Below are 23,151 nucleotides of genomic sequence, written 5' to 3'. Positions count from 1 at the left end.
TTTATAATTTGAAATCCAAAAATTGCCGGGGGTTCTCATGAGGCGCGTCGAAATTATTGTTTCATTCATCCTCATAATTCTGATCACGATGTCAGGCGGATGCATCAACAGCCCGCAGGGAGAGAAAACAGAAAGCCCGGTGATTGAGACGACCCATGAAGGTGCGGGCGAGTACACCTCCGAAAACACATCCCCCCTGGAGGAAGCAAAGGCCACGTTCCCATCTGGAACGTTCAAGCCGAAACGGGTGGACTGGTTCTCGTATTCTCCGGAAAACTCCGTCAGTGGGGTGGTCTCCAGAATTTCCGAGAAATACAACGTCACTGAAAGCCCCGTGGACATACCCCTGCCCCCGAGGAGCCTCTCAAGCTTTACCGGGACTGCGGACGGAATTGAGTTCGGCCTCTTTGCTTACCCAAATTCAACCGCGGTTGAAGGGGCCATGAACGACATGGTGGAACTCCTGCTTGAGAACGGCTTCCGGCGGGGAGACGGAAACTTCTGGGAGAAGGAAAACGAGAGCTACACGGCGTTCTACACCTACGAGCGCTACTTCTACGTCCTGTTCGTGGCGAGGACCGCAGGAGGGGATTCGGAAGAGAGGGCGATGCGCCTCTCGGAATTCACGTGGAGCATTATCACCATTGGGCCCAATCCGGGCAAGGTTCTGGGCCTCTTTCTGCCCGTGGATGTTGTGGAAGAGAGCTGGATGGGGGAGGAGGGAATTTCATTCGACGGTTACCTCGAGGCGAGGGAGGGAGTGATTAAGGGCACCGGTGTTAAGGCGGTCTTCCTTGTTTACCGCCCTTATGAAGGCAGGGAGGTTTACCTCCAGCTCAAGGAAGCCTTCCTCAAAAACGGCTGGGTCGGGGATGAGTATGTCGACACCTACACCCGGAACCCTGCGGGGAGTATGGTAGTTGGCGACTACTTCGAGGCGGATGGCACCGGAATCTACATCGAACTGGCGAGGATTGCCGGTATGGAGCGCGTTACCCTGCTGTCGGGGAACCCAGAGGAAGTTAAAGACATCATGGACATGTTATGGGAATGGGATGACCCTACGGAAGGGCTCTCCTTCGAGCGGGGAGATGACTTACCTAGGGGAGTGTTTAAGCCGGTCAGCGAGAGAAGCGTGAGGCCGGGAACGGTGATATCGATGGTCCTCGATGACCTCAGGAAGGACTTCAACATCACGACCGACTTCGTCGATATTCCCGAAGTCCCCGCGGCGGCCTGGTACACGGGCAGGGCCGGCGACGTCGAGTTCATGCTCCTCGTTTATCCGAACGCCACAGCCTACCTCACCGCGCTCGACGAGCTGACCGAAAAGCTCCTGGCCGGGGGCTGGGAGAGAACCGACGACGGAAGGGAGCCCTACGCGAGAACCTTCGCCCGGGACGCGGATGAGATAACTGTCTTCGTCCAGTACCGCTACAACCACTACCTCGCGGTCGTCGTCAAGAAGCCCCGATACTCGACCAGCGACTTCTTCTGGCACGTGGTCGGCACGGGTGGGACCAGTCCCGGCGCGCTGCTCTCCTTCGGCAAACTAAGGAACGACGTGAAGCCATGGGATTGGACAGCTAGGGAGGGACTGGAGTTCGACGGATACATCTACAAACTGGAGGGCAACGTCTCTTCCGGGGGAGCAAGGGCCGCGGTGCTGTTCTACCCCTACGGCCTCGGCCGGGAGGTCTACCTCCAGCTAAAGAAGGCGTTCCTTGAAACGGGGTGGGTAGAGAGGGACTACGCCGAGCTTCCGTCCCATGATGCAAGGAGACACCTGGCGGCCAACGACCTCTTCGAGAAAAGCGGGAAAGCGGTGTACATTGAGGTTTCCACCTACGGGGACATGGACGTCCTGATACTGCTCTACGGGGACAGGTCGGGCGTCAAAATCTCAGCCGAGGCAATGTGGGAGTAAATGGGAAAAGCGGCTACCTCCTGGAAAACCTGAAAAGCGTCTCCCTGAGCGGCGAGGCGGGGTCAAAGTCCCTAACCAGCTCATCGGCGACCTCTGCCGGAAGGCCTCCATCCAGAAGCGCCCGTTTAAAGCCTCGCTTCGCCCGGTTAGTTATCCTGACCATGCCCGCCATCCTGAACAGAATCGCTGGGACGCGAAGAAACAGGAGATAGAGGGCGGAGCGAAGAAGCCTCACTCACCATCCCCCTTCCGTTTATCCCCGGATTGCCCCTGGGCGATGTTGATGGGGCCGAAGTGCCGTCCCCTGCCAGCCATCTCGCCGAGCATCTCCATGAGCTTCTTTCCGGGGTTTATTGCTTCCATGTACTCCTTCGTCAGCTCAAGGGCGGCATCTTTGTCCATCCCTGCCTCTGTGAGGTTCTTGTAGAACTCGACCACGCTCCTGCCCATAGCCTGGACCCTTTCCGGGCTGTAGAGCTCGTTGAGGAGCTCTTTGAGCGGTTTGAGGATGTCCTCCATCATGTCGCCGACCTTCTCCATGAGGGCCGGTATCTTGTCGAGGTCCTTGTCGCCCTCGTAGGTCTCGATAAGATCCTCTACAATCTCGGCCTTCTTCTTGAGGAGTTCGACCTCCTCCACGCTCTGGGCGTTCCTTATCCCCTCGACCAGCTCGTCGAGGAGCTCCTCCAGTTTCTTCGGGGTTCCTACCCTTTCATCCACCATATCAACCACCTCAATAATCATTAGTCTGGTCAAGCCTAATCGGCATTCCGATCATTTCGAGCCACTTTTTGACCACTCTCTTGGAAAGGGCGTAGACCTTCCCCCTCTCGCCGTGGGCCTCGACAACGATGCCCATTTCCCTCAGCTCGGCCAGCTTGGCCCTAACGGTGTTCCGCGAGGCCTTTCCGCGCCTCCCCTTCAGCTCCCGCGCTATCTGGCTCACGTTGGCCCTCTTCAGGTCGAAGAGAATCCGGACTATTTCCCGCGCTATCGGGTCGCTCCTGACCTCAGGGACGACGAGGTCCACGCTGAGCCCGCCGTACTGGGCGTATATGTTGATGAGCCTAAGGTAGGCCTGCGCCATCTGAGAAACAATGGCGAAGCTCTCCCTGAGCTCCTCAAGGGCTTTTCTGAGCTCATGAACTTCCCTGGCAAGCTCCTCGTCGGCCATGATTGTGCATAAGGTGGTCAATCATTTAGTCTTTCCGGCCAGAGGTGACCATTTCAACAATCCAGACGTAGCGGTTCACCCTCTCGAACCGGCACTCCAGCCCCAGCCTTGCGGAGATTTCCTTCAGCCCATCAACCGTGGCAAAGTACTCGTCCTCTATCTCCTCGGTTATGCCGTCCATCTCGCCGATGCGCCTTTTTTCCTCCTCCGACTCGAACATCACATCCGCTATTATGATTCTCCCGCCAGGTTTCAGAACCCGGAGCATTTCCCTTATTGCGTCCTCCTTCTCCTCATCCGGCACGTGGTGGAAGGCGTAAGTCGTTATTACGGTGTCTACTGATCCGTCCGGCAGAGGAAGGGCCAAGAAGTGGCCGTTGAGCGGCTCAAAGCCGTGTTTTCCTAAAAACTTCCCTCTCATACCAGTGGATGGCTCAACGCCTATGTACCCCTCACAGTTGAGAAAGCCCAAGATGTTTCCGGCGCCACAGCCAATGTCCACAACAAGGCCCCTAGCCCTCTCCGCAACGAGCTTGAGAACAGTCAAGTAATCTCTGTGTATCCAGTCCTCCGCTGTTACGTCCTCGTCGTAGCTCTCCGCCCAGTTGTCAAAGTCCCACTTTCCCATTTCAAATCCCGTATGAAATTCATTTCACAATTCTTTTAAATCCTCCCTCCGACTTTCCCCTCATGAAGCGAACCCTCTACCGCCTGCATATGCTCACATCGTCCCTCAGAATAGCGGGGGATGCAATCGAGAGCGTCGCCCTGCCCTGGAGCCTGCTGGATACCACCGGCTCGCTACTGAGCATCGGCGGTTTTGCGCTCTTCACCCACCTGCCGTGGGTCATCCTTCCCCCAATCCTCGGGAGAACCCTCGACAGAACGGCCAAGAAAGTCAGGCTCGCTTTCCTCGCGCTCATCCTTCAGGCCCTGCTAGCGGTTCTCATAATCCCGCTCTCCTCGAACGTCCCGGCCTTCTACCTCATCGTTTCGGGCATCTCCGCCCTGGACATACTCCACCGCTACTACGGGCTTTCGCTGGTAGCCTCAATGACCCTTGACGAGAGTGAGCTTCAGGGACTGAACGCGGCGCTGGCAACTGTAGGGAACGGTGTCTCACTCGTGGCGTTTCCGCTGGCGGGGTTCTTGGCGTATCGCTTCGGAATAAGGGCAATGTTCCTCGACGCGGTTCTCCTTCTCATGGGGGCCCTCACCCTCCTTCCCTACCTGAACGTCGAGGTGAAGCGCGAAGGGACAGAGGCGGCAAGGGAAGAGAAACGGCTACAAATCAGCCGTCGGCTCGTGGTTGGAGTACTCGCCTCGGTGCTGCTCTTCAACTTCGCCATCGGCTCCTTCAGGATATTCGTCTTTGCCTCCCTGAGGGAACTCGCAAAAGGTAAGGTTCTATACGGTCTCCTCCAGGGACTCACGACGGTCGGAAGCCTCGTGGCAGTCGCGGGGCTGACCTACCTGGCCCGGAAGAGGCTGGCCGGACTAAAACGGCCGCTGATCCTCGGAATGCTACTCCAGAGCACCGCACTCCTCATTGCCGGCGTCCCCGCGGTGGTAGCGCTGTTCCCGGCGGTTTTCCTCCTTGGCTTCGGCGGGGAGCTCCTCAACGTTTCATTCAACAGCCTGATGCAGAAGTTCATCCCCCTGGAGAGCCTTGGAACTGTCAGGGGTATCTTTGACGCCCTCGCGACGCTGGTGATTCCGCTGTCGCAACTGGTTTTTGCGTGGCTGGTCGAGAAAGGTGTAAAAACGTTATGCCTGACTCCGGTGGCGTTTCTTATCGGGGCTCTCGCAGTGGGGCTCTTTGCCATCACCACGAGAGGCCTTCCGTCAGGTTGAGAAGCTTGGAGGTCATGTCCTCGGTGACGTTGCCCTTTCCCCACTCCTGGTACATCCTCGAAATCTCGCGGTCAATCTGCAGGAGGACGTCTAGGTTTTCGGCCACGACTTCTCGCGGATCCTCACTGTTCCTAGCGTGGTTGAAGTAATCCATGAGGTTTGTAGCCGCGACGTGGAGGTTCCAGTACTTCTCCTCCCCATTGATATCGTAGAGCGATACTGTGGCCTCCGCGAGCATCTGCGCGCAGTGGGCGTACCTTCCAGTCCGCTCCCTTATGAGTTCCTCGCTCGCGTTGTTTTCGAGCATCGTTTCGAGGGCACCCATGTCCGACAGACAGAAGAGGGCGGTGTTGGAGACGGCCATTAGGCCCACCCTGGCGTCGTCAACCTCGGCGCTCTTCCCATGGTAGGCGTAGCCGAGGAAAGCTGAGAGGACGAGCAGGGCAACGATGATTGAGACGAGGCGATTCATTAACACCACCGAGCGTAATTGGGAAAGGGCCTTAAAAGGTTTCCCCAACCATCATTGGTGATACCATGGAACCGCTCATCCGCGAGGCTAAACCGGAAGATAAACCCTTCATCGAGGAAATAGCGAGGCTCACCTGGGGCGGCGAGGACTACCTCGCGAGGGTCTTCGACGAGTGGCTTGAAGATGGAAACTTCTACGTGCTTGAGCTGGACGGAAAGGTCATAGGCACTGCGAAGATGACTTTTCTCCCCAGGAAGGTCGGCTGGATGGAAGGCCTCAGGGTTCACCCGGACTACAGGGGCAGGGGCTACGGGAGAAAGCTCCACAACTTTCTGCTCGAACTGGGGGAGAAGCTCGCTAGGGAAGGCAGAATCGAGGCCCTTGAGTTTGCGACCTACTTCCTCAGCCGCGAGAGCATAGCCATGGCAAAGAGAGACGGCTTCTCGATAACCGCGAAGTTCTTCAACCTGGGGGCGAAAGTTTCCACCTTCGAGCCCGAGGAGCCAGCGATGATAGAGCCCAGCCTGGAAGACCTGACCCTCGGCGTAATTCCCGCCGGATTGAAGTTTCTCCGCAGGAGTCATGAGAGCCTCGAATGGCTGAAGGCGAAGGCCGAATTCTACGACTTCAACGGCTTCCGCTTCCTCGTTCCGAAGGGAGAGGCAACGTTCACGCCCCTCGACGTTGGACTGGCAACGCTTAAGGCCACGCTCCCGGGAATGGCCTGGGTTGCTCGCGAGAGGGGATGGGAGGAGTTCGAGGTAATGCTCCCGAGCGGTGTTAAGCCCCTCCTACCGGGACTGAAGAGGCTCGGTCTCTTCCTCTGGGAGGAGACTGAGGAGCCTAACGTTTTAGTGTTCAGGAAAAAGCTGGTGTAGGTGTCTAAGATGAACGGGGAACTCAGAAGCGCCGCGAGGCGCATAATCCAGGACTCAGCACTCGTCGGGAAAAACGAAACGGTGCTGATAATCCACGGGGCGCACAACGGGGACTTTGCCAGCCTGTTAGCGGAGGAAGCCATGCGCACCGGCGCATTCCCCCTCGTATGGGGCTTCGACGACTCCCTGGTAAGCGACTTTCCTGAAAGGCCCCCGGATGGCCTCGGGGCAATAATCAAGAGGGCCGACGTCGTGGTATGGCTCTCCCAGTACACAGCCGTTGATAATCTCCCCGGGAAGGTCCGGAGGAGGGTGTTTTCCTTCTGGGACGCCGTCTACAGCCTCCTGCAGGAGGAAAAGGTTCCCACACTCCTCGTGAACCTCCCATCGCCGGCGTGGCTTGAGGAGGACGGGATAGACCCGGACGAGTACCTCCGCGAGTTCGCCTCCGCAGTAAGCGTGGACTACGCCTGGATGCGCCGGCTCGGAGTTAAGCTCATGGAGCGGCTCAGCGGGGCGAAGGAGGTCCTCCTAACGGACGGGAACGGCACACGGCTTAGATTCAGCGTCGAGGGGAGAGAGCCGGGCCTTGAGGATGGGACGCTCCGCGACTGCCAGCTGGAGCGGAGGGAGTGTGAGGTCGAGATTCCGGCGGGAGAGGTCTACGTAGCCCCCCTGGAGAGCTCCGCCTTCGGGAGGCTCGTACTTCCGCACGACGGCCTTGAGCTGGAGTTTCGCGCCGGCAGGGTCGTCTCGGTGAGTGGTGAAAGGGCCGGCGGGCTTAGGGATAGGCTTGAAACGCCTGGAGGCGACGTTATAGCGGAGTTCGGAATCGGACTGAACCCTGGGGTTAGACCCCTCGGCCTCAGGATTTTCGACGAGAAGGCCCTCGGGACGGTTCACGTGGCGATAGGCCACAACCTGCACCTCGGGGGAGCGAACGAGTCGGGAATACACATAGACTTCGTCGTCCTGAACCCGACGGTGCTCGTGGACGGGGAGCCCCTGATGGAGGAGGGGACGCTTAGAATGTAGGAGGGACAGAAAGATGGAAATAGTTCGCCTGACCAAGGAGCGCCTTTCCGACTTTCAAAATCTCTACATTGAGTTCTTCAAGGAGCTCAGAGAGAAGCAGGGCTGGAGGCCGGACGAAGAGGAGAGCTATAGAAAGGAAGCGGAGAGCTATTTCAGGCGCTGCGACGTAATCTTCCTCGCCTACGAAAGAGAACCGGCGGGCTTCATACGGCTCTCCTCGCGCGAGGGCTGCTTCTGGATTGAAGAGCTCTTCGTCAGGCCAGAATTTAGGGGCAGGAGCATCGGGAGGGCACTCGTTGAGAGGGCCGAGGAGGAGGTGAAGGAGCACGACGACGCCATATACCTCCTCGTCCTGCCCCAGGACAAAGATGCAATAGCCTTCTGGAAAAAGCTCGGCTACGATACGATTAACACCATCGAGCTCGTGAAGGACCTTGAGCCAACGCCCAGAGATAGCGGCTTCCATACCGTTGAGCTCCTCGGCGAGAGGTTCAGAATCTTCCGTTGGAAGGGTGAAAAGTTCACAGAGGAGGAGAAACGCTTCATGGAGCTGCTGGACGAGTTCTACAGAAAGGATGGAACAAAAGAAGAGTTTTTGAGACTCGTTAACAGGGCCCTGGAGGGGTGGCTGGATTAACCTATCTTTCCAGCTCCTCGCTCAACTCTCTAAACACTTCCACCGCCTTTTTCGGCTCAAGGTCGTAGGTGTAGAGCCCGGAGTGTTTGTAGGGGTCGCTCTCCGGCCTGTCGCTCCCGTAGTCGTGGAGGGCCGCCCAGAAGACCACCTCGGCGCCTTCGTTCAGCTCAACCACAAGCGCATCATGGACGTAGCGCTCAAACCCCTCCCCTCCCTGATAGCACGGCAGAATCTGGAACCTCTTAACGGGAGTGTAGCTCGTCTCCGTTATCCAGAGGGGCTTTTCGAGGCCGAATTCATGTAGAATCGCCCGGGTCTCCCGGATTTCCTGAATTATATCCTCGGGACTCCGGAAGTTCGTGTGGATGTTCGCCACATCGAAGTTCCTCCCGGCTGGAAAATTCGGGTCACTCAGAAGCTTCCGGAGGTAGCCCTTCTCGCAGGAGGGCTCGACCTTGGAATTGGCAAGCCCGCCGAGGACGACCTTTGCATTCGGGTCTCCGCTCTTTATGCCGCTGTAGAAGTAGGCCAGCATCTCCGCGTACTCGTCGGCGGTCGAGCCGTCCCCGTCGAGGTCTTTGAGGAAGCCCCTCATGTCCGGCTCGTTCCAGAGCTCCCAGTGGGTTATCCTCCAGCGGTAGTGTATGGCCAGGGCCTTTGCGAAATCGTGGAGGTATTCGCCCTTCGCCGGCGGATAGAGGTAGTAATCCTCCGCGTCCGGTTTTCCCGAGGCCCACTTTGGTGTGAACATCACGACGGGAAGCACGGAGAGGTTTCTCTGGAGCGCGGCGTTGATTATCCAGTCGAACTCGGTGAAGTTGTACTCCCCTGGCGAGGGCTCGGCCAGCGCCCAGATGAGGCCTATCCTCACCCACTTCGCACCCGCCTTCTTAGCCGCGTCAAAAACGGCCTCCGCCCTCTCGTGGCTTATGCCCGGATCCATGTAGACTATCAGGACGCCGAGGGAGCCGTTGGCATCCGGCGATAGGGTATAGGTGACGTTGCCCTCGCAGGACTGAAGGTTAGGAGTTTGATTGACGAACAGCAGACCAAAAATAACCAGAAGAATGATGAAAAACGCCGTGAGTGGAATCAATCTCCTCAGCACATTGACCGCCATCCGAACTTGGAGGAACTCCATTTAAAGCTTCTTGAGAAATTAAGCCGGTGAGTACGTTTAGCAAGCCTGCGGTCTTCATGAGAGGGCGAGCCGGCGCTGATTTACGCCAAGTGTCTGAGAAACGTTTAAAGATTCCGGTTGTAATATGAACGGGGCTTCAGATGCGCTGGAGTGAGATTCCGAGGGAAGCCAGGGCATACATGCTCTACCACACGCTCATCGCTCCCGGCCTGATAGTCTGGATACTCTTCCCGCTCTACATGATGAAGGTCGGCTACTCCGTCCTTGAGGTCGGGGCGTTCTTCACTGCCGTCAACATCCTCGCGATTCCCCTAACGTATCTCTTCGGCAGGCTGTTCAACCGCTGGGACATTAAGAAGGGCCTCATCGCAATAGACATACTCGACGGCATCGCCTACGTCCTCTACGGCCTTGCCAGAGGCGCCATGGCCCCACTCATGCTCTTCGCCGGAAGGACCGTGGAGAAGCTCTCAACGGTTCTCTACCCCCTCTACCGCGCCTACGAGCAGATAATTTACCCCGGGGACAAGTACGAGGAGATATTCGCCTGGCATCTCCGCCTGCCGGAGATAGCGAGGCTGATAACCTTCCCGATTCTCGGCTACATCTTCGGCTACCTCTACCCCGGCGCGGAGAACTACCGCTGGGCGTTCATATTCTTCGGCCTCTTCTCGGCCGTCACGGTGGCCTACATATGGTTCTTCCTGCCATCGGTCGGCAGGGAGGAGGGGATAACACCGGAGGGCTTTACTTTCAAGGCTGGCGAGTTCAAGGTTCTCCTCGCCTTCGAGGCCTTACTAACGCTCGCCTGGGCGCTCGCTCCTGAGCTGGTGCTCATCAACTACGTCGTCTTCGTGCTCCACAAGACGGTGTTCGAGGTAACGCTGATAGCCTGCGCGAGCAGTCTGGCCTCAATAATAGGGACCTACGCGAGCGAGAGGGTTCCGAAGGGGAAGGGATTCCAGGCGATAGGGGTCGGCATGCTGATTAACGCCTTCTACGCTCTGGTGATGGCCCTGTCTCCTCCATTTTGGCTCGCTCTTGTTGTTTACGCGGTCGGCGACTTCGGGAACACATTCTGGTTCCCCTTCTACCGCTCCTGGATGTTCAAGCTTATTCCAAGGGAGAAGGCCAGCGAGTTCCACGCGGCGATATCGAGTTACAGGAAGCTCATTGGCCTCTTCACGCCCTTCATAGCCGGCGCTTTGGCGAGCGTCCACGCAACGCTGCCGTACGCGGCTAGCTTGGGGCTGTTTTTAATGGCTGGAGCTATGTTTGTAAAGCTGAGCAGAAGAAGGAAGACGGGAGCAGCAAGTCGCCCTTAAAACTCAGGAATCCTTATCGGCGCCTGGAGCTCCTTCTCGTTCTTTTCAAGGTTCGTCGCGAGCATCTTTATCCTTTCGCAGCCCTTTATCTCCCTGATGAACTCGGCCACGCTCTTGGGCACTAGCTCCTCCCAGGGCTGTCCTTCGACCATGCGCTTCCTTATCTCGGTCGCCGAGAGGATGTCCTTCCTGAACATCGGCTGGACGATGACCTCGTAGCCCTTCTCGCGGAAGAGCTGGGCGACGAGCGAGTTCCCGGTGAAGACGACGTCGAAGCGCGGAACCATGCTCACCACGTAGGTCGCCCAGATGGCGTTGAAGTTGATGTCCGGGAGCGGAATCAGGTAGTAGCGCTTGTCCGCCAGGTGCGTCTCGTTCAGGGCCCGGATGAGCATCTCCATCCTCTCGCTCGTCGTGAAGGGGTTCTTCAGCGTATGGCTCGCCTGGGCGCTTCCGATGCCCAGTATCACCTCATCAACCTGTGAAAAAACGAATTCGAGCGCCTTTATGTGGCCGTTATGAACCGGCTGGAACCGGCCGACGAATAGACCGCGCTTGACCACGACAACCACCCCTTTCAATCTTTTTGAACTGCCCGTTCAGTTTCGCTGAACGAATCACCTGTGATAACTTCCACTCCCTCGGAACGGGAAGGAAGCAAAAAGTCATCATCAAGTGTTACGAGTGACAGCCCATAGAACTTTGCGGTCGAAAGTATTATGGCATCGTTGGGGAGCAGGCCGTAATTCAGAACGAACTCAAAGGCCTTCTCTTCTATCTCTTCAGTGAGGGGAAGCTCCGAGAAATTGTCCCTGAGATAAAGATATACCTTCTCAAGCTTATCCCTGTGTTTTCCAATCTCTTCAGGATTGCCCCTCAGCGTAAGGTAGCTCTTGCCAGTAACGAGTTTCAGAAAAACAAACAGGACTTCGCTGAAAATTATTGGGTTTATAAACTTCGGATCGTTTTCAATTGACTGAAGCACTCGCTTGGCAACGGGATTACCCTTCAGGGCCTCAATAATAACCGACGAATCAACCAAAGAGCTCCTCATAGGCCTCCAACCTCAGCTCCTTGGCGCTCTTCTCGCTCCTGACGATGCCGAACACATCATCGAGGGTAACCCTCGGTCTCTTCTTTCCGCCTTCGAAAGCTTTAACCAGCGCCTTTACCTCCCGTTCAAACAGTAGTTCCATACCATCAGGAACGCGAACCCTAAGGGTTATCTCCCCCATTCTTTTCACCCACATCAAATTGCTCCATTTTCCTCAAAACACTTTCTAAATCAGTCTGACCTTTACCACATCCCCGACCTTCAACCCGAGCCTTTCGGCGGCACTTCCCTGATTGACCGCTATCTCGAGGTAGTCGTGGCTTCCTGGGAGGGCAAGCAGTTCGCCGGGCTTCACCTGGCCATAGGTGTCGAGGTAGGGAACCCTAACCCCCAAGTCGGGAAGCTCCACCGCCCTCAAAGCCCCATAGTTCTCGAAGTTGAGGATCACGTTGCCGAAGTCGTCAATGTAGAGTACCGTGAGCAGCCAGTAGTCCCCTTCGCGCCGAGGCTCTACGTTGAGCCTGACAAGGCTTTCTAGAGGAATTTCGGTTCCTATCTGGCCCGGCTCAATGCCGGCGTCGAGGAGCGCCCCCGCGGGGCCGAACACATCCCTGCCGTGGAAGGTGGAGCTTATCCTCCAGCCTGTGAAGCGCCTTATCCTCTCGAAATCTATCTCATAGGCTCGCCGGGGTTTGATGTGCTTCATCGGAAGGGTTGCGAGTCCGTTGTCGGGAACAACTAGAAACTGCTCCCCCTCTATGATAACGGCCCCGCGGGAGGTGCCGACCCCGGGGTCAATAACGCCAACGTGAACGGTCCCTTCAGGGGAGTACTTAACCACCTGCTCCATGACGAATGAGCCCTCAACGATGGAGTGTCTCCTTATCGAGTGGGTAACGTCAATGAGCCGCGCGTTTGGGTTAACCCTGAGCATGGCAACCTTCATCTCGCCCACGTAGGGGCCGCCAAGCCCGAAGTCGGTCGTCAGGGTTATCATCGCCACCACCTAAAACTTATTAACGGTGGGGGCTTTAAAGGGTTTGGAAGATGAAAATGAGAAAAGCCATCCTGGTTCCTCTCCTCATTCTCATAGTGGTGACCTCGGGATGCCTCTTCAAGCCGCCGGCGGAGGTTAGGTTCTCGGTTGATAGAACGGTCGTCGCACCCGACGGAACGCTCCACGTCATCGTGTTCGTCAACAACACCGGAAAGGTGGGCCTGACCGGGGCAACGCTCGTCCTGGGCGACGAGGGCTTCCAGATACTTCAGGAACCGAAGTTCCCCGACGTCCTGCCCGTGGGCCACTCCGTTCAGCTGGTCTGGATACTCAAGGCACCGGCAATACCCGGCTACTACAACCTCAAGCTATCCCTCGAACTGACCGATGAGCTTAAGCGAACCTGGACCGGCTTCTACGGCCAGTTTAGGGTGTTCGTTTCCACGGGAGCGACGCCCTCGGACGAGATAGGGCTCGAGATAAGCGGACCCGAGACCCTCCATGGCGGTGAGACCTCCACGATAACTGTCACAATAAGGAACAAGCTGGAGGCTCCGATTGACCTGCTGGATATCAGACTCGACCTCCTCGATGGGATGAGGGTGGTGAGTGCGGACGCGCTTCCGGAGAGCATCGGCGAGAACGGGAGGATAACCCTCCGGTACACTGTGAAGGCCCCTTACGCATACAGGAAAGGATACATCTCGGCGATGCTCCGGTACAAAATAGGCGGCTCCGAGAAGAGCGTCAACGAAAGCGTGCCCCTTGAGGTAACGTGGAGGCCATGGAACGCGGACAGCGGAACTCTTAAGGACGCGTATGACCTCAAATACCACTGGATCACCGACGGATATCTCGTTGACGGCTACTGGTCCGAGCGCTACAACTCAACCCCCGCTTTTAACAGGACGGAGCTCAGGAACCTCACCCTCAAGATAATAGGAAACGCCAGCTCCGAGCCGGGCGCTGCGAAGGCCATCTACGGCTGGATGATGCGCACCTACTTCTTCGGGGACACGACCTCCACCCTTGAGCCGGATAAGATACTCCTCCAGGATAGGCTGAGCTACGCGGAGGGCCAGATACTCACGACGGCAATGCTGCGCTCCATAGATATCCCCGCGAGGATCGTAACGCTGTACAACGGGACGGACTGCACACAGAGACCCGTGACGGAGTTCTACACCACGGACGGCTGGTACGTCGTGGACATCGAGCACGGCTTCATAGGCTCCCTCGAGGAGTACCTGGCCAGCCCGTACTTCCCCAGACTGTATCAGCTAATAACCGAGGACGGCTACAGGATGGTGGCACAGAGCCCGACGGAGCTCAGGGGGCATGAGCATGTCGACGTTACCGGGGACTTCATCGCGGACCTCGAAGACAGGCTCATAAGCGTCGTGAGCGGAAGGCTGAAGCCGGAGCTGCGCTCGAAGCTCACCAGGGTACTCGACAATTTGAACGAGAACGAGAGACTCTACGCGCTCTTCCTTCTCTCATCGGCGCCAAACAACGATGACCTCAACAGGGTGATGGAGGAGTACAGCACCAAGAGAATAGAGCAAAACGTAAAAACCATGTACGAGTTTTACAGGGACATGGAGTGGAGCGACGATTTCACGCGCTACTGGAAAATATTCGCGGGTGATGTGGGATGATAACCGTCCTTCGCCTTGGACACAGACCAGAGAGGGATAAGAGGATAACGACCCACGTGGCCCTAACGGCGAGGGCCTTCGGGGCGGATAGAATCATCATCGCGGCCGAAGTGGACGAGCACGTGAGGGACAGCGTCGAGGACGTCGTGAGGCGCTGGGGAGGGCCCTTCGAGATAGCATTCGACCCCAGCTGGAAGAGAATCCTGAGGGAATGGAAGGAGAATAGTGGGGTGATAGTCCACCTCACGATGTACGGAATCCACATCGACGACGCGATGCCCCAAATCCAGGGAGAGCTGAAGGAAGGCAGGGATGTGCTCGTCGTCGTCGGCGCCGAGAAGGTGCCCAGGGAGGTCTACGAGATGGCAGACTACAACGTCGGCGTTGGGAACCAGCCGCACAGTGAGGTTGCCGCTTTGGCGGTCTTCCTGGACAGACTCCTTGAAGGACAGGGCCTGAGGAAGGAGTTCCAGAACGCAAAGCTCAGGATAATCCCGCAGGAGAGGGGCAAAAAGATAATCGAGCTTGAGTGAGGGTTGCGGATGGTGCTCAACAACTACCGCGAAAACGTCAGGGGTTACCTTGAAGCCATCGTCCGGCCCCTCGCGAGGGCCGGCGTTACGCCGAACACGATAACCGTCCTCGGCCTGCTGATAAGCCTCGCCGGCGCGTACTTCTTCTACCGCGGCGAGCAGGCCATAGCAGCCCTCGTTCTGCTCCTCGGCTCGCTTATAGATGCCCTCGACGGAACGCTCGCCAGATTAACCGGAAAGACGAGCCGCTTTGGCGCCTTCCTCGACTCCACCTTCGACAGGATAAGCGACGGGGCGGTTCTCTTCGGAATAGCCCTCGGAAACCTCGTGGACTGGCGCGTTGCGTTCATAGCTTTCATGGGGAGCTACCTGGTGAGCTACGAGCGGTGCAGGGCCGAACTGGCAGGCTCCGGAAGGCTGGCCGTTGGCATAGCCGAGAGGGCGGAGCGGCTGCTGATAATAATCATCACCGCGCTCTTCGGCTACGTTGAGTACGGAGTCTACGCGGTTGCGGTTCTGGCGTGGATAACCGTTCTCCAGAGGCTTTACGCGGCCCATCAGAGACTCAAGGAGTGAAAAAGAAGGGGGATGACGAGAATTTCGCTAGGCGAGCCGCCAAGGCGATGAAGAGCCCTGCCGTTGCTGACCCTGACATCCTTCTTTATTTTTCCATCAAGCCCCTCACTATTTCAACGACCTCGCCCAGCTTTGAGACCGCGAAGTCGCAGTTGCCCCACAGTTCCCTCTTCGCGCCATTCGGGTCGAGGAGGACGCTCATCATGCCGGCCTTCTTGGCCCCAACGCAGTCTTTGGCAGGGTTATCGCCGACGTAGAGGGCTTCGCTCGCTTCAACGCCCGCCCTTTCGAGGGCGAGCCTAAAGGGCATCTCGTGGGGCTTGTAGAAACCGGCATCCTCGCTGGTCGTTATGGAGTCAAACAGGTCGTAGATTCCGAGGGCCTTGAGATGGGCCTCGATGTAGTCGTTGTCCGAGTCGGTTACGATTCCGACGTGGAGGCCGAGGTCTTTGAGGGCCTTAATCGTCTTAACGACATCCGGAAAGAGCTGACCGTAGCGCTCGTGCATGGCTATGCTTATCTCCCAGAAGTCATCGGGAACCGGAAAGCCGTAGCGCTCGGCCACCTTCCGCATGGCCTCGGTGTCGACGTCCCGGATTTTGACGTAGGGCTTGCCGGTTAGTTCCTTGAACATCGCGGAGCTTTCGGCCTCGTACTCCTCCCAGAGCTTCACGTAGTCGAGGTCTTCCCTCCCGGCCTTTCTGAGGACCTCCCTCACGATGTTCTGATGGGTAACGTTTTCCCCCTCCTTCGTTATGAGCGTGCCCACGAAATCGAAGAAGACGGCTTTCATCAGGACCACCTGAGGGAGTTGGGTGCGGACGTTAAAACCCTTGCCCGGCAGAACGACAAGTTGGGCCCTAAAATCTTTCAGAAAGTTGCACCTATGACGGAAAAACGTTAGAAAGACTTTTATCCGCTCCCGGGGACGAAGCAGAGGTGATGGAAATCGAGGCGATACTCCTCGTCTGGGGCGTCCGGGACGAGGTTCTGGAAAAGCTCCCCGTCGAAGGATACTGGCTCTACGGGGAGTACGACTTCATAGCCAAGCTGGAGTTTCGGGACGAATTCGAGATGGAGGAGTTCATGAGAGACCTCAAGAGTGTAATCCACGGCGGAACCTTCAAGCTCATGCCGGCCATAATCTCGGCCGTTAAAAACGGAGAGGAAACAAGCGTAGTCGAGGGGCTCAAACCTTCGGCCCCATGATGCCCCTCTTTTTCAGCTCACTATAGGCCCTCCTGAGGGCGTCCCTAATCAGGTACCTCTTGTTCATGCCGCCGAGCCTGTGGGCGGCCTTTCTCAGACTTCCCGCCTGGAGGAAGAGTTCAAGGAGCTTTCTGTCCTCGTCGGAGAGGTCAAGATGTTTAAGGGCCTTCTCGGCTATCTCGAGGGGTAGGTTACCCTCGTAGGCGTAGTCCGAGCTCATGACCGGCTTCTCAAAGCGCTCCACGAGACGGAAGACTATAACGTGGGCGGTGGAGTCGTCGTTAACGTACTTGTAGTGGCTTTTGAGGGCCCTTATCAGCTCCTCCCTGCTCGAAAATCCGTCCAGAAAAGCGTCCTCGTCGGTGAGCTCACCAACCGTTTTGCTCTCGACCCTCTCGATAACCGCCTTCCCTATCGCGTAGCCTCCCGAGTGCAGAAGGACTTCATCTCCGGGCTCCAGATTCGGCCTCCTGCCGAGCCTTACCGTTGCCCTCTTCCTTCCGCCCAGTATCGCATCGGCGTAGCGTCCGTCGAACTCCAGGTGGCGCACCGGGATCACCGCCCGCTTTTCTCACCCACGAGCTTGAACCTTATGGCGATGACGCCGTAGCGGTTCTCCTTCCACTTCGGGTACATGCCGTGGAACCTCTTCACGGCCCTCTCAAAGCTCGGCTCATCAGGGAAGATTTTCTTTATTGGCTCTTCCCTCAGAACCTGGCGGAACGTCTCGTACTCCTTCACGCCCGTAACCACTGCGGGAACCTGATCGTTGAAGATTATCTTGTCGCCGGGCTTCATTCCCCTGAACTGAGGGTAGGCAACCCTGACCTCTATCCTCTTCTCGCCGGACTTTATGTAGTCCAAGTATTCCTCGCGAACCCTCAACCTGTACACTCTCATCCTCATCACGACCCAGATTCCACTCCCCGCTTAAAAGGCTGATGGAAACTTTTAAATCCTTTAGCACCGAATTAAAGTCAGGTGTGAGAGATGAGAAGAAGCGCCCAGGGGGCCATTGAGTACCTTTTCATGCTGGCGGCAGTGCTAGTGCTCGTGCTCATCGCTGCCAGAGTGGTGCTCAACGGTGTCAAGAACATGAACGAGGCCATCTCCAACTACGTGACCCAGGTGAGACAGGAGATACTTGAAGACCTCTGAGGTGAAATCATGGAATACGTTCCCCTTCTTCTGGGACTGGTTATGGGAGTCGTTACTTCGTATACCGATATGAAAACGGGATTCATAGATGATATACACATTTTTCCAACCCTTGCACTCATCGGAAAGCTTCTCGGATGGGAGAGTGAGGAAAGCGAGGGGCTCCTCGACAGGATACCAATCCCCGCCGTCGAGGTCGGCATACTTTACTACCTCTACCAGGGACTCCACACCCAGCACAACACTATCCTCGCCGTTTCCGGGATTCTGGGGCTTATTCTGGGCCTTATTCTGGGCCTGCTGCTCTATTACATCGGCGCCTGGGCCAGCGGCGACGCCGTGATACTGGCCGGATTCTCCGCACTGCTCCCTTACCCGCCCTCGACCGCGTCAATGGTGCCTCCCTATGCCATAGGCTACCCGCTCTATCCACTGACCGTGCTGCTTAACAGCATCATAGCGATCTTCCCGTTCATATTCATCTACTCCTTCGGCGTGATCATCGCCAGAAAGCAGTTCGAGGAGCTAAGAAAGATATTCACGGACAGGGCACGGCTGACCGCTGAGGTTGCCCTCTGGATAATGGCCGCCCTGGGCCTCCGGCTGATGATCTACGAAACGACGGGAGTGGTCATAGCCGGAATCTGGTCGTGGATCCTCACAGTGGCGGTGATATACGTCCTGGGCAAGTTCAGAAAAGTCGGGGATGTCATTGGAATAACCGTTCTGATGTATCTCCTGTACATCGACCCGCTGCCGATGGCAAGGGCTTTCCTAAAGCTCCTCGCCGTGCTGTACCTGTTCAAGGTGTTTTTCTCCCTTGTGAAGTTTATGAGAAGGAGCGTCCTGATGGAAGAAGTGCCCGTCGAAGCGCTTGAAGAGTGGGATATACTTGGGGAAACAGTATTCGAGAGGGACGGAAAAATTGGCAGGGACAGAGACGACCTCTTCACACGCATCAAGAACGCCGTCACCTCCGCGGACCCATCCCTTCTCCGGCCCGACTACGGGAGGGTTATTGCATCATCCTCCGCGGAGGGTCTCAGGAAAGAGCAGATAGAAGAGCTTAAACGCCTCGTGGAGGAGGGAAGGCTTGAAAACTCATTCCTAAGGAAAAAGTCAATGCCCTTTGCCCCGGCGCTCTTCCTGGGCTTCCTGATAAGCTACTTCTGGGGCGATATCTTCTGGTGGATACAGCTCAAGGTTGCAGGGCTGTGAATCGGGGTTAGACTTTTAAGCTCCCGCGCGGAGAAGCCACCGCCGGCCCGGCGTCCGCCCACCCCGCGGAGGAGTGAGGCGGGGATTCCGGCCGGGCCGACAGGGGAATGAGGAGCTTTTGCTTTGCTGAGACCGCCCCCACGGGCGGGCGTGATGAACACGCCCTTCACCGACCCCGTTCAGCCCCTTCCCCCACCAGTCCCGCTATTATCTCCATGACCTCGTGGAGGCTCTCAACGTTGTGGTCGCCCTCGACACCCTCGTGCGGGTTTATCGCTATGCTGACGTCGGCCTCTTTAAACATGCTCAGGTCGTTGAAGCCGTCTCCAACCGCCACCGTCAGCTCGGGTTCAATCTCCGCCTTCAGCTCCCTGAGTATCGTCCCCTTGCTCTTGAAGTCAACGAGGGGGTTGACCTTTCCCGTGACGACGCCGTTCTCGTCGAATATCAGCTCGTTGGCGAAGACGTAGTCAACCCCAAGTTCCCTCGCAATCCTTCCAGCCAGGCACATGAGACCGCTGCTGAGTATCGCTATCCTGAAGTCGTTCTCCCGAAGAAACTCGATGAGCTCCCTGGCCCCATCCATGTACTCAACCGAGTTCGCCCATTCCATGATCTCTTCCCTGGTGTGGCCCTTCCACAGAGAGGCGTCGAGCTCGGCCCACTTCACGTAGTCTATTTTTCCCTCAAAGAAAAGCTCGGCGTATTCCTTTCCCTTCTCCCAGGTTCCAAAGCGCTTGTGGAGTTCAACCCAGCTGGAAATGGATTTGACCAGGGTTCCCTCAAGATCGAAGGCTATGAGCTTGACCATAGCACCACCCGAGAAAAGAGCGAGGAGAAACTTAAAAGCCTACCCATCCCAGCCGTGCTCCCCTATGAGCGGCACGAAGGCAACCCCACCCCAGCGTTTTTTTCTTATCCACCCATTTTCGTCCTTCGTCACGATGTAGAGGTCCTGCCACAGGTGATATCCTCCAACGGGAATTATGAGCCTCCCGCCCGGCTTCAGCTGTTCGATCAGGGGCTCGGGGATTTTCGGCGCCCCCGCGGTGACGATTATCCCCTCGTAGGGGGCTTTGGGAGGAAAGCCCTTCGTGCCGTCGCCGAGGAAAACATGGACGTTTTCCACCCCAGCCCGCTCGAGGTTTCTTCTCGCAAACTCGACAAGCTCAGGAATCCGTTCAACCGTGTAAACATCGCCCTTCACGAGCTCCGCTATCAGAGCCGCGTTCCATCCGCTGCCCGTCCCAATCTCGAGGACCTTCATCCCCGGCTCCAGCTTGGCCAGCTCAAGCATTATGGCCACCATGTGGGGGGCACTTATCGTCTGCCCCGCGGGAATCGGAAGGGGCTCATCGACGTGGGCGTAGTCCCGATAGCGCTTTTCAACGAATAGGTACCGGGGATACTTAAGAAAAGACTTCCTAACGACCTCGCTTCGGATGATCCTCTCCCGAAAAAGCCTCTCAACCGTTCTCTCCCATCTCCTCCGGAGTTCGTCTTCGGAAACCATCGAACTCATCGAAAAGAAATATGTGCTCAAAGGATTTAAGACTTGCGAGAAGTTTGTCAGAAGGATAGTGGCCGGCGGCGTCCCCGGTTTCCCGCCCCCTCTCGGAGGGCAGTACACCCGGGATCGCTGGCGGGCTTAACTTCCGGGGTCGAAACGAGACCGGGTGTGACCCCGCCGCTATGACCGCCGTACCGATACATACCTGCCGCGGAGGGTTTATAAACTTTACGGTCAATAGAACCGTTCGATGGAGAGGGAGATACTGGAACTGCTTAGGCTGGAGAGGACAAGAGAGCCGCTGAGCCCAGGCAGAAGGCTCCGGGAGTTTCAGATGGAAGTTCAGCGGCTTAAAAACGGTGAGGACGTCGAGATAGCCGGTTTTCTGCTGGGTAGAAAGCCCCCCAACGCCCCGAGGGACGCCGCGTACTACCTCCTGTCCCCCCTCTCCCCTTCAGAGCTGAGGGGACTGAGAGACGACGAGTTCAGGACATACCTCGTCATACGAGCAACTGAAAACACTGTAGTTAGTGGAGACGTCAGGCCCGGGAGCTATGTTGTAGTGAATGGAACCGCGGACGCGTACCGGTGGGGAAACCTGAGGATGATCCACGCCGCCTCAATCGAGGGAAGGGACTATTCCGAGTACTGGAAGGACTACAGGGAGTTCGCGCTGAGCAGGCGCGAGGTGGTTGACCTGTTCGAAAGGACCATCTACGTCCGCAAGGATATGATGAAGGCCCTCATCTATTCACTCTACGGCGTCCCGTATATCATCTGGGGAAGCGAGGCCCTCCAATGGGGCGAGGGCTTCGAGTACACCGTTTACAAGTACGGGGAAAACATGGGGCTCCTGGCCCTCTGGAAGGCATTGAAATACTTCCAGTCGAGCCTGCCGTGGGAGGTCCGCCTGAGGAAAGAGACTACCCTTGAGATAATCGACCCGGTACTGGACATCGATTTCCGTGTCCACAACCCCAACGGGACGGACATGAAATACTACATCCCCTCCTCGAGGAAAGGACTGACGGGAGTGCCGAAATGGAGCGAAGGGCATATAGTAAACAAAAGGGCGATCGGCCTGCTGCCCCAGGATATCGAGGCAAATCCAACCGATCCCCTGGCAAAGATTTCTGAAACGCCCTTTGTAATGATGCCCTGGGAGGAGAAGCCATACTTCGAGGAGAACAGGGAATTCCGCCAGCTTATTCCCAACCTGCTCGTGACCATTTTCATCAACAGGGAGCGCTATCTATCAATGGGCCACGGGGAGCTGAGCAGACTGCGGGACGAGCACCTGAAATGGAGGAGATGGGGCAGGAAAGAGTACAGCGAAACGTTTGAGAAGCTGACGACCCCCAGCGGCGTGCTTCACCTGGGGATGAGGTTCTATCTCGACAGCAGGCTCTTTGGGGCCATCACCCGGTTCTACGGAAAGGTAACGGATAGGGCGGTTAAAGACGTCAGGGAGATCGATGATACGATACTGAACGAGTGGAACGTGGTTTTTGGCGAGCTCGTTAGAAAGCGGCCCGAGGTCATAATGAAGCTGGAGAAAGAATATGAGCGCTACATCCCCTACGATGTCCGCGCCCAGAAGGCCCTCCAGATCTTCCACGACCTGGCCTCCACAAGCCCCCTCGGAGAAGTCACCAGGGAGGAGTTCCTGAGTGAGATGCTGAAGAACGGCTTTAACGAACGGGACGCCCTCAATCTGATTGAAAAGTTTATAGCCACCGGCTACATTTACGAGCCGTTTCCTGGAAAGCTGATACTGATACGGTGATACTATGAGCAAGAAAAAATTCATCCGCCAGAGGGAGCAGAGAGAAAAGCGCAGAATCGCCCGCGAGAGGATTGAGACCCTCTTCACCCTCGCGGGGAGGGTATTCCCCTACGAGCCGGAGCTGGCCAACCGCTACGTTGAGATAGCCCTCGCAGTCCAGCAGAAGGCCAGAATAAGGATGCCCAGGAAGTGGAAACGCCGCTACTGCAAAAAATGCCACTCCTTCCTCGTCCCGGGCGTTAACGCCAGAGTGAGGCTCAGGAACGGCCACGTTGTCATCAAGTGCCTCAACTGCGGCCACATCATGAGGCACCCGTACATCAGGGAGCAGAAGGAGCGTAGAAAAGCCTCCCTTACGGGGGAAACCGTCGAAAATGGACGGGAGACCAAAGCACCGTCAGAAAATCATTCCAATTCCCGCTGAACTATCGCCACCGCCCTGACGGGGCTTCCCGAGCCGCCCTCTATTCTCAGGGGGAACGCTGCAAAGGTGAATTCCATCCCGATGAGGAGTTCCAGATTGGCCAGGTTCTCAAACACAGGCACCTCAGCGCTCAGGAGTATCTTGTGAACGGCGTCGTCGCCGATGCTCATGGCATCAGTCCCGACGGCCCTTGCACCCTCCGCCACCAGAAACAGCGCCACCTCCGGGGAGAGCTCCCTGCCGCCCGTCAGGAAAAGCACCATCTTTCCAAAGTAGCCGCCGTCGGGAATCTCGTCGAGTCCTACAGGCCCATCCCCATCCCTGACGTCCAGAACGATGCCCTCTCCGATGAACTTCTCAAGCGGCATCTCGTCGATGGTCTTCCCCCTGGGCACGAAGTGCGCCGGCGCATCGACGTGAGTCCCGGTGTGCTCGCCCATCTTGAGAACGTTCATGTAGTAGCCGTCCCTGTCGATGACGGCCCAGAGCTTCAGGCTCACGGGCGGGTCGTCCGGATAAACCGGGGTGTTCTCCGAGATGGGGAGGGAGAGGTCGATTATCATAGCGACACCAATCCTTTTTAAC

30 protein-coding genes and 1 rRNA gene are annotated in these 23,151 nt (G+C 57.0%); 14 read left to right on the top strand and 17 right to left on the bottom strand.

What is annotated here, in order from left to right; translation table 11 throughout:
* Window positions 1-37: 37 nt before the first annotated feature.
* The gene (locus GQS_RS09850) at window positions 38-1,927 is read left to right on the top strand and encodes a hypothetical protein (RefSeq protein WP_014013541.1); all 1,890 of its coding nucleotides are present in this window, start codon (window positions 38-40) and stop codon (window positions 1,925-1,927) included.
* A gap of 13 nt (window positions 1,928-1,940) precedes the next feature.
* Here the strand turns inward: GQS_RS09850 and GQS_RS09845 are convergent, their stop codons facing one another.
* Genes GQS_RS09845 through GQS_RS09830 form a run of 4 tightly spaced genes read right to left on the bottom strand, consistent with a single transcriptional unit; the run spans window position 1,941 to window position 3,729 of the window.
* On the bottom strand, window positions 1,941-2,162 hold the full coding sequence (locus GQS_RS09845; protein ID WP_014013540.1) for a hypothetical protein: 222 nt from the start codon (window positions 2,160-2,162) through the stop codon (window positions 1,941-1,943).
* On the bottom strand, window positions 2,159-2,650 hold the full coding sequence (locus tag GQS_RS09840) for a hypothetical protein (protein ID WP_014013539.1): 492 nt from the start codon (window positions 2,648-2,650) through the stop codon (window positions 2,159-2,161). Before GQS_RS09840 ends, GQS_RS09845 begins: the two co-directional genes overlap by 4 nt.
* A 10-nt stretch (window positions 2,651-2,660) precedes the next feature.
* Window positions 2,661-3,101 carry a winged helix-turn-helix domain-containing protein gene (locus GQS_RS09835; protein ID WP_014013538.1) on the bottom strand — a complete coding sequence of 147 codons (441 nt, stop codon included), beginning with the start codon at window positions 3,099-3,101 and terminating at the stop codon, window positions 2,661-2,663.
* A 25-nt stretch (window positions 3,102-3,126) separates the two neighbouring features.
* Window positions 3,127-3,729 (bottom strand): class I SAM-dependent methyltransferase, encoded by a 603-nt coding sequence (locus tag GQS_RS09830; RefSeq protein WP_014013537.1) that lies wholly within the window; start codon window positions 3,727-3,729, stop codon window positions 3,127-3,129.
* Between the two features lie 62 nt (window positions 3,730-3,791).
* On the opposite strand from GQS_RS09830, the gene GQS_RS09825 reads away from it, so the two are divergent.
* Entirely contained in the window at window positions 3,792-4,955 is a 1,164-nt protein-coding gene (locus GQS_RS09825) for an MFS transporter (protein ID WP_048056578.1), read from the top strand.
* Here the strand turns inward: GQS_RS09825 and GQS_RS09820 are convergent.
* Window positions 4,927-5,427, bottom strand: a complete 501-nt coding sequence (locus tag GQS_RS09820) for a hypothetical protein (RefSeq protein ID WP_014013535.1) — start codon at window positions 5,425-5,427, stop codon at window positions 4,927-4,929. The two genes, GQS_RS09825 and GQS_RS09820, sit on opposite strands and share 29 nt — an antisense overlap.
* Before the next feature lie 65 nt (window positions 5,428-5,492).
* Here GQS_RS09820 and GQS_RS09815 point away from each other — a divergent pair, with 65 nt between their 5' ends.
* The 3 genes from GQS_RS09815 to GQS_RS09805 are packed head-to-tail and all read left to right on the top strand — an operon-like array spanning window position 5,493 to window position 7,977.
* Entirely contained in the window at window positions 5,493-6,305 is an 813-nt protein-coding gene (locus tag GQS_RS09815) for a GNAT family N-acetyltransferase (protein WP_014013534.1), read from the top strand.
* A gap of 9 nt (window positions 6,306-6,314) precedes the next feature.
* Window positions 6,315-7,340, top strand: coding sequence for an aminopeptidase (locus GQS_RS09810; protein ID WP_014013533.1), 1,026 nt, complete (start codon window positions 6,315-6,317; stop codon window positions 7,338-7,340).
* 13 nt (window positions 7,341-7,353) lie between these two features.
* Complete coding sequence (locus tag GQS_RS09805) at window positions 7,354-7,977, top strand: N-acetyltransferase (RefSeq protein ID WP_014013532.1); 624 nt, start codon at window positions 7,354-7,356, stop codon at window positions 7,975-7,977.
* Window position 7,978: 1 nt separating this feature from the next.
* Here GQS_RS09805 and GQS_RS09800 read toward each other — a convergent pair whose 3' ends face one another.
* Window positions 7,979-9,097 (bottom strand): beta-galactosidase, encoded by a 1,119-nt coding sequence (locus tag GQS_RS09800; RefSeq protein WP_158306496.1) that lies wholly within the window; start codon window positions 9,095-9,097, stop codon window positions 7,979-7,981.
* Window positions 9,098-9,258: 161 nt separating this feature from the next.
* On the opposite strand from GQS_RS09800, the gene GQS_RS09795 reads away from it, so the two are divergent.
* Entirely contained in the window at window positions 9,259-10,443 is a 1,185-nt protein-coding gene (locus GQS_RS09795) for an MFS transporter (RefSeq protein ID WP_014013530.1), read from the top strand.
* On the opposite strand, the gene GQS_RS09790 is transcribed toward GQS_RS09795, so the two are convergent.
* The 4 genes from GQS_RS09790 to GQS_RS09775 are packed head-to-tail and all read right to left on the bottom strand — an operon-like array spanning window position 10,440 to window position 12,494.
* Window positions 10,440-11,006: a nicotinamide-nucleotide adenylyltransferase gene (locus GQS_RS09790; protein ID WP_014013529.1), complete on the bottom strand. Its 567-nt coding sequence runs from the start codon at window positions 11,004-11,006 to the stop codon at window positions 10,440-10,442. The two genes, GQS_RS09795 and GQS_RS09790, sit on opposite strands and share 4 nt — an antisense overlap.
* 14 nt (window positions 11,007-11,020) lie before the next feature.
* Entirely contained in the window at window positions 11,021-11,497 is a 477-nt protein-coding gene (locus tag GQS_RS09785; protein WP_014013528.1) for a type II toxin-antitoxin system VapC family toxin, read from the bottom strand.
* Entirely contained in the window at window positions 11,478-11,678 is a 201-nt protein-coding gene (locus GQS_RS09780; protein WP_014013527.1) for a hypothetical protein, read from the bottom strand. Before GQS_RS09780 ends, GQS_RS09785 begins: the two co-directional genes overlap by 20 nt.
* A 45-nt stretch (window positions 11,679-11,723) precedes the next feature.
* Window positions 11,724-12,494 carry an S-adenosyl-l-methionine hydroxide adenosyltransferase family protein gene (locus GQS_RS09775; protein ID WP_014013526.1) on the bottom strand — a complete coding sequence of 257 codons (771 nt, stop codon included), beginning with the start codon at window positions 12,492-12,494 and terminating at the stop codon, window positions 11,724-11,726.
* Window positions 12,495-12,544: 50 nt separating this feature from the next.
* Between GQS_RS09775 and GQS_RS09770 the strand changes: the two genes are divergently transcribed.
* The 3 genes from GQS_RS09770 to pgsA are packed head-to-tail and all read left to right on the top strand — an operon-like array spanning window position 12,545 to window position 15,261.
* Complete coding sequence (locus tag GQS_RS09770) at window positions 12,545-14,152, top strand: transglutaminase-like domain-containing protein (RefSeq protein ID WP_014013525.1); 1,608 nt, start codon at window positions 12,545-12,547, stop codon at window positions 14,150-14,152.
* Window positions 14,149-14,685 (top strand): tRNA (cytidine(56)-2'-O)-methyltransferase, encoded by a 537-nt coding sequence (locus tag GQS_RS09765; protein WP_014013524.1) that lies wholly within the window; start codon window positions 14,149-14,151, stop codon window positions 14,683-14,685. Before GQS_RS09770 ends, GQS_RS09765 begins: the two co-directional genes overlap by 4 nt.
* 9 nt (window positions 14,686-14,694) lie before the next feature.
* The gene (pgsA, locus tag GQS_RS09760; RefSeq protein ID WP_014013523.1) at window positions 14,695-15,261 is read left to right on the top strand and encodes an archaetidylinositol phosphate synthase; all 567 of its coding nucleotides are present in this window, start codon (window positions 14,695-14,697) and stop codon (window positions 15,259-15,261) included.
* A gap of 85 nt (window positions 15,262-15,346) precedes the next feature.
* Here the strand turns inward: pgsA and GQS_RS09755 are convergent, their stop codons facing one another.
* Window positions 15,347-16,054, bottom strand: coding sequence for a TIGR02253 family HAD-type hydrolase (locus GQS_RS09755; protein ID WP_014013522.1), 708 nt, complete (start codon window positions 16,052-16,054; stop codon window positions 15,347-15,349).
* Between the two features lie 149 nt (window positions 16,055-16,203).
* Between GQS_RS09755 and GQS_RS09750 the strand changes: the two genes are divergently transcribed.
* Entirely contained in the window at window positions 16,204-16,470 is a 267-nt protein-coding gene (locus GQS_RS09750) for a hypothetical protein (protein ID WP_014013521.1), read from the top strand.
* Here GQS_RS09750 and GQS_RS09745 read toward each other — a convergent pair.
* A complete protein-coding gene (locus GQS_RS09745; protein ID WP_014013520.1) occupies window positions 16,451-17,020 on the bottom strand; it encodes an ASCH domain-containing protein in 570 nt (189 codons plus the stop codon). The genes GQS_RS09750 and GQS_RS09745 overlap by 20 nt on opposite strands.
* Before the next feature lie 5 nt (window positions 17,021-17,025).
* Window positions 17,026-17,370: an ASCH domain-containing protein gene (locus GQS_RS09740; protein WP_014013519.1), complete on the bottom strand. Its 345-nt coding sequence runs from the start codon at window positions 17,368-17,370 to the stop codon at window positions 17,026-17,028.
* 90 nt (window positions 17,371-17,460) lie between these two features.
* Between GQS_RS09740 and GQS_RS10865 the strand changes: the two genes are divergently transcribed.
* Both GQS_RS10865 and GQS_RS09735 read left to right on the top strand, forming a co-directional pair.
* The gene (locus tag GQS_RS10865) at window positions 17,461-17,628 is read left to right on the top strand and encodes a class III signal peptide-containing protein (protein ID WP_014013518.1); all 168 of its coding nucleotides are present in this window, start codon (window positions 17,461-17,463) and stop codon (window positions 17,626-17,628) included.
* A gap of 9 nt (window positions 17,629-17,637) precedes the next feature.
* Window positions 17,638-18,846, top strand: coding sequence for an A24 family peptidase C-terminal domain-containing protein (locus GQS_RS09735; protein WP_014013517.1), 1,209 nt, complete (start codon window positions 17,638-17,640; stop codon window positions 18,844-18,846).
* A gap of 166 nt (window positions 18,847-19,012) precedes the next feature.
* Here GQS_RS09735 and GQS_RS09730 read toward each other — a convergent pair whose 3' ends face one another.
* From GQS_RS09730 to rrf, 3 genes are all read right to left on the bottom strand, one after another.
* Entirely contained in the window at window positions 19,013-19,657 is a 645-nt protein-coding gene (locus tag GQS_RS09730) for an HAD-IB family phosphatase (protein ID WP_014013516.1), read from the bottom strand.
* A gap of 39 nt (window positions 19,658-19,696) precedes the next feature.
* On the bottom strand, window positions 19,697-20,359 hold the full coding sequence (locus tag GQS_RS09725; RefSeq protein ID WP_014013515.1) for a protein-L-isoaspartate(D-aspartate) O-methyltransferase: 663 nt from the start codon (window positions 20,357-20,359) through the stop codon (window positions 19,697-19,699).
* 69 nt (window positions 20,360-20,428) lie between these two features.
* Window positions 20,429-20,550, bottom strand: a 5S ribosomal RNA gene (gene rrf / locus GQS_RS09720).
* 56 nt (window positions 20,551-20,606) lie between these two features.
* Between rrf and GQS_RS09715 the strand changes: the two genes are divergently transcribed.
* Both GQS_RS09715 and GQS_RS09710 read left to right on the top strand, forming a co-directional pair.
* Complete coding sequence (locus GQS_RS09715) at window positions 20,607-22,142, top strand: hypothetical protein (RefSeq protein ID WP_014013514.1); 1,536 nt, start codon at window positions 20,607-20,609, stop codon at window positions 22,140-22,142.
* 4 nt (window positions 22,143-22,146) lie between these two features.
* Window positions 22,147-22,566 (top strand): ribonuclease P protein component 4, encoded by a 420-nt coding sequence (locus tag GQS_RS09710; protein WP_014013513.1) that lies wholly within the window; start codon window positions 22,147-22,149, stop codon window positions 22,564-22,566.
* Here the strand turns inward: GQS_RS09710 and GQS_RS09705 are convergent.
* Entirely contained in the window at window positions 22,548-23,129 is a 582-nt protein-coding gene (locus GQS_RS09705) for a cyclase family protein (protein ID WP_014013512.1), read from the bottom strand. The genes GQS_RS09710 and GQS_RS09705 overlap by 19 nt on opposite strands.
* Window positions 23,130-23,151 lie beyond the last annotated feature (22 nt).

Origin of the sequence: Thermococcus sp. 4557 (assembly GCF_000221185.1) — an archaeon.
Taxonomy (GTDB): Archaea; Methanobacteriota_B; Thermococci; order Thermococcales; family Thermococcaceae; genus Thermococcus.
Note: the sequence above shows the minus strand (reverse complement) of the source record. Positions and strands in the feature narration are given on the sequence as shown.

Excerpts from the sequence above, each read along its gene's own strand:
- GQS_RS09735 (WP_014013517.1), top strand. The coding sequence starts at position 17,638 with ATGGAATACGTTCCCCTTCTTCTGGGACTGGTTATGGGAGTCGTTACT.
- GQS_RS09840 (WP_014013539.1), bottom strand. The coding sequence starts at position 2,650 with ATGGTGGATGAAAGGGTAGGAACCCCGAAGAAACTGGAGGAGCTCCTC.
- GQS_RS09835 (WP_014013538.1), bottom strand. The coding sequence starts at position 3,101 with ATGGCCGACGAGGAGCTTGCCAGGGAAGTTCATGAGCTCAGAAAAGCC.
- GQS_RS09750 (WP_014013521.1), top strand. The coding sequence starts at position 16,204 with ATGGAAATCGAGGCGATACTCCTCGTCTGGGGCGTCCGGGACGAGGTT.
- GQS_RS09705 (WP_014013512.1), bottom strand. The coding sequence starts at position 23,129 with ATGATAATCGACCTCTCCCTCCCCATCTCGGAGAACACCCCGGTTTAT.
- GQS_RS09770 (WP_014013525.1), top strand. The coding sequence starts at position 12,545 with ATGAAAATGAGAAAAGCCATCCTGGTTCCTCTCCTCATTCTCATAGTG.
- GQS_RS09775 (WP_014013526.1), bottom strand. The coding sequence starts at position 12,494 with ATGATAACCCTGACGACCGACTTCGGGCTTGGCGGCCCCTACGTGGGC.
- GQS_RS09825 (WP_048056578.1), top strand. The coding sequence starts at position 3,792 with ATGAAGCGAACCCTCTACCGCCTGCATATGCTCACATCGTCCCTCAGA.
- GQS_RS09780 (WP_014013527.1), bottom strand. The coding sequence starts at position 11,678 with ATGGGGGAGATAACCCTTAGGGTTCGCGTTCCTGATGGTATGGAACTA.
- GQS_RS09710 (WP_014013513.1), top strand. The coding sequence starts at position 22,147 with ATGAGCAAGAAAAAATTCATCCGCCAGAGGGAGCAGAGAGAAAAGCGC.
- GQS_RS09715 (WP_014013514.1), top strand. The coding sequence starts at position 20,607 with ATGGAGAGGGAGATACTGGAACTGCTTAGGCTGGAGAGGACAAGAGAG.
- GQS_RS09850 (WP_014013541.1), top strand. The coding sequence starts at position 38 with ATGAGGCGCGTCGAAATTATTGTTTCATTCATCCTCATAATTCTGATC.
- GQS_RS09820 (WP_014013535.1), bottom strand. The coding sequence starts at position 5,427 with ATGAATCGCCTCGTCTCAATCATCGTTGCCCTGCTCGTCCTCTCAGCT.
- GQS_RS09785 (WP_014013528.1), bottom strand. The coding sequence starts at position 11,497 with ATGAGGAGCTCTTTGGTTGATTCGTCGGTTATTATTGAGGCCCTGAAG.
- GQS_RS09730 (WP_014013516.1), bottom strand. The coding sequence starts at position 19,657 with ATGGTCAAGCTCATAGCCTTCGATCTTGAGGGAACCCTGGTCAAATCC.
- GQS_RS09755 (WP_014013522.1), bottom strand. The coding sequence starts at position 16,054 with ATGAAAGCCGTCTTCTTCGATTTCGTGGGCACGCTCATAACGAAGGAG.
- pgsA (WP_014013523.1), top strand. The coding sequence starts at position 14,695 with ATGGTGCTCAACAACTACCGCGAAAACGTCAGGGGTTACCTTGAAGCC.
- GQS_RS09800 (WP_158306496.1), bottom strand. The coding sequence starts at position 9,097 with ATGGCGGTCAATGTGCTGAGGAGATTGATTCCACTCACGGCGTTTTTC.
- GQS_RS10865 (WP_014013518.1), top strand. The coding sequence starts at position 17,461 with ATGAGAAGAAGCGCCCAGGGGGCCATTGAGTACCTTTTCATGCTGGCG.
- GQS_RS09740 (WP_014013519.1), bottom strand. The coding sequence starts at position 17,370 with ATGAGAGTGTACAGGTTGAGGGTTCGCGAGGAATACTTGGACTACATA.
- GQS_RS09725 (WP_014013515.1), bottom strand. The coding sequence starts at position 20,359 with ATGGTTTCCGAAGACGAACTCCGGAGGAGATGGGAGAGAACGGTTGAG.
- GQS_RS09810 (WP_014013533.1), top strand. The coding sequence starts at position 6,315 with ATGAACGGGGAACTCAGAAGCGCCGCGAGGCGCATAATCCAGGACTCA.
- GQS_RS09765 (WP_014013524.1), top strand. The coding sequence starts at position 14,149 with ATGATAACCGTCCTTCGCCTTGGACACAGACCAGAGAGGGATAAGAGG.
- GQS_RS09830 (WP_014013537.1), bottom strand. The coding sequence starts at position 3,729 with ATGGGAAAGTGGGACTTTGACAACTGGGCGGAGAGCTACGACGAGGAC.
- GQS_RS09805 (WP_014013532.1), top strand. The coding sequence starts at position 7,354 with ATGGAAATAGTTCGCCTGACCAAGGAGCGCCTTTCCGACTTTCAAAAT.
- GQS_RS09795 (WP_014013530.1), top strand. The coding sequence starts at position 9,259 with ATGCGCTGGAGTGAGATTCCGAGGGAAGCCAGGGCATACATGCTCTAC.
- GQS_RS09815 (WP_014013534.1), top strand. The coding sequence starts at position 5,493 with ATGGAACCGCTCATCCGCGAGGCTAAACCGGAAGATAAACCCTTCATC.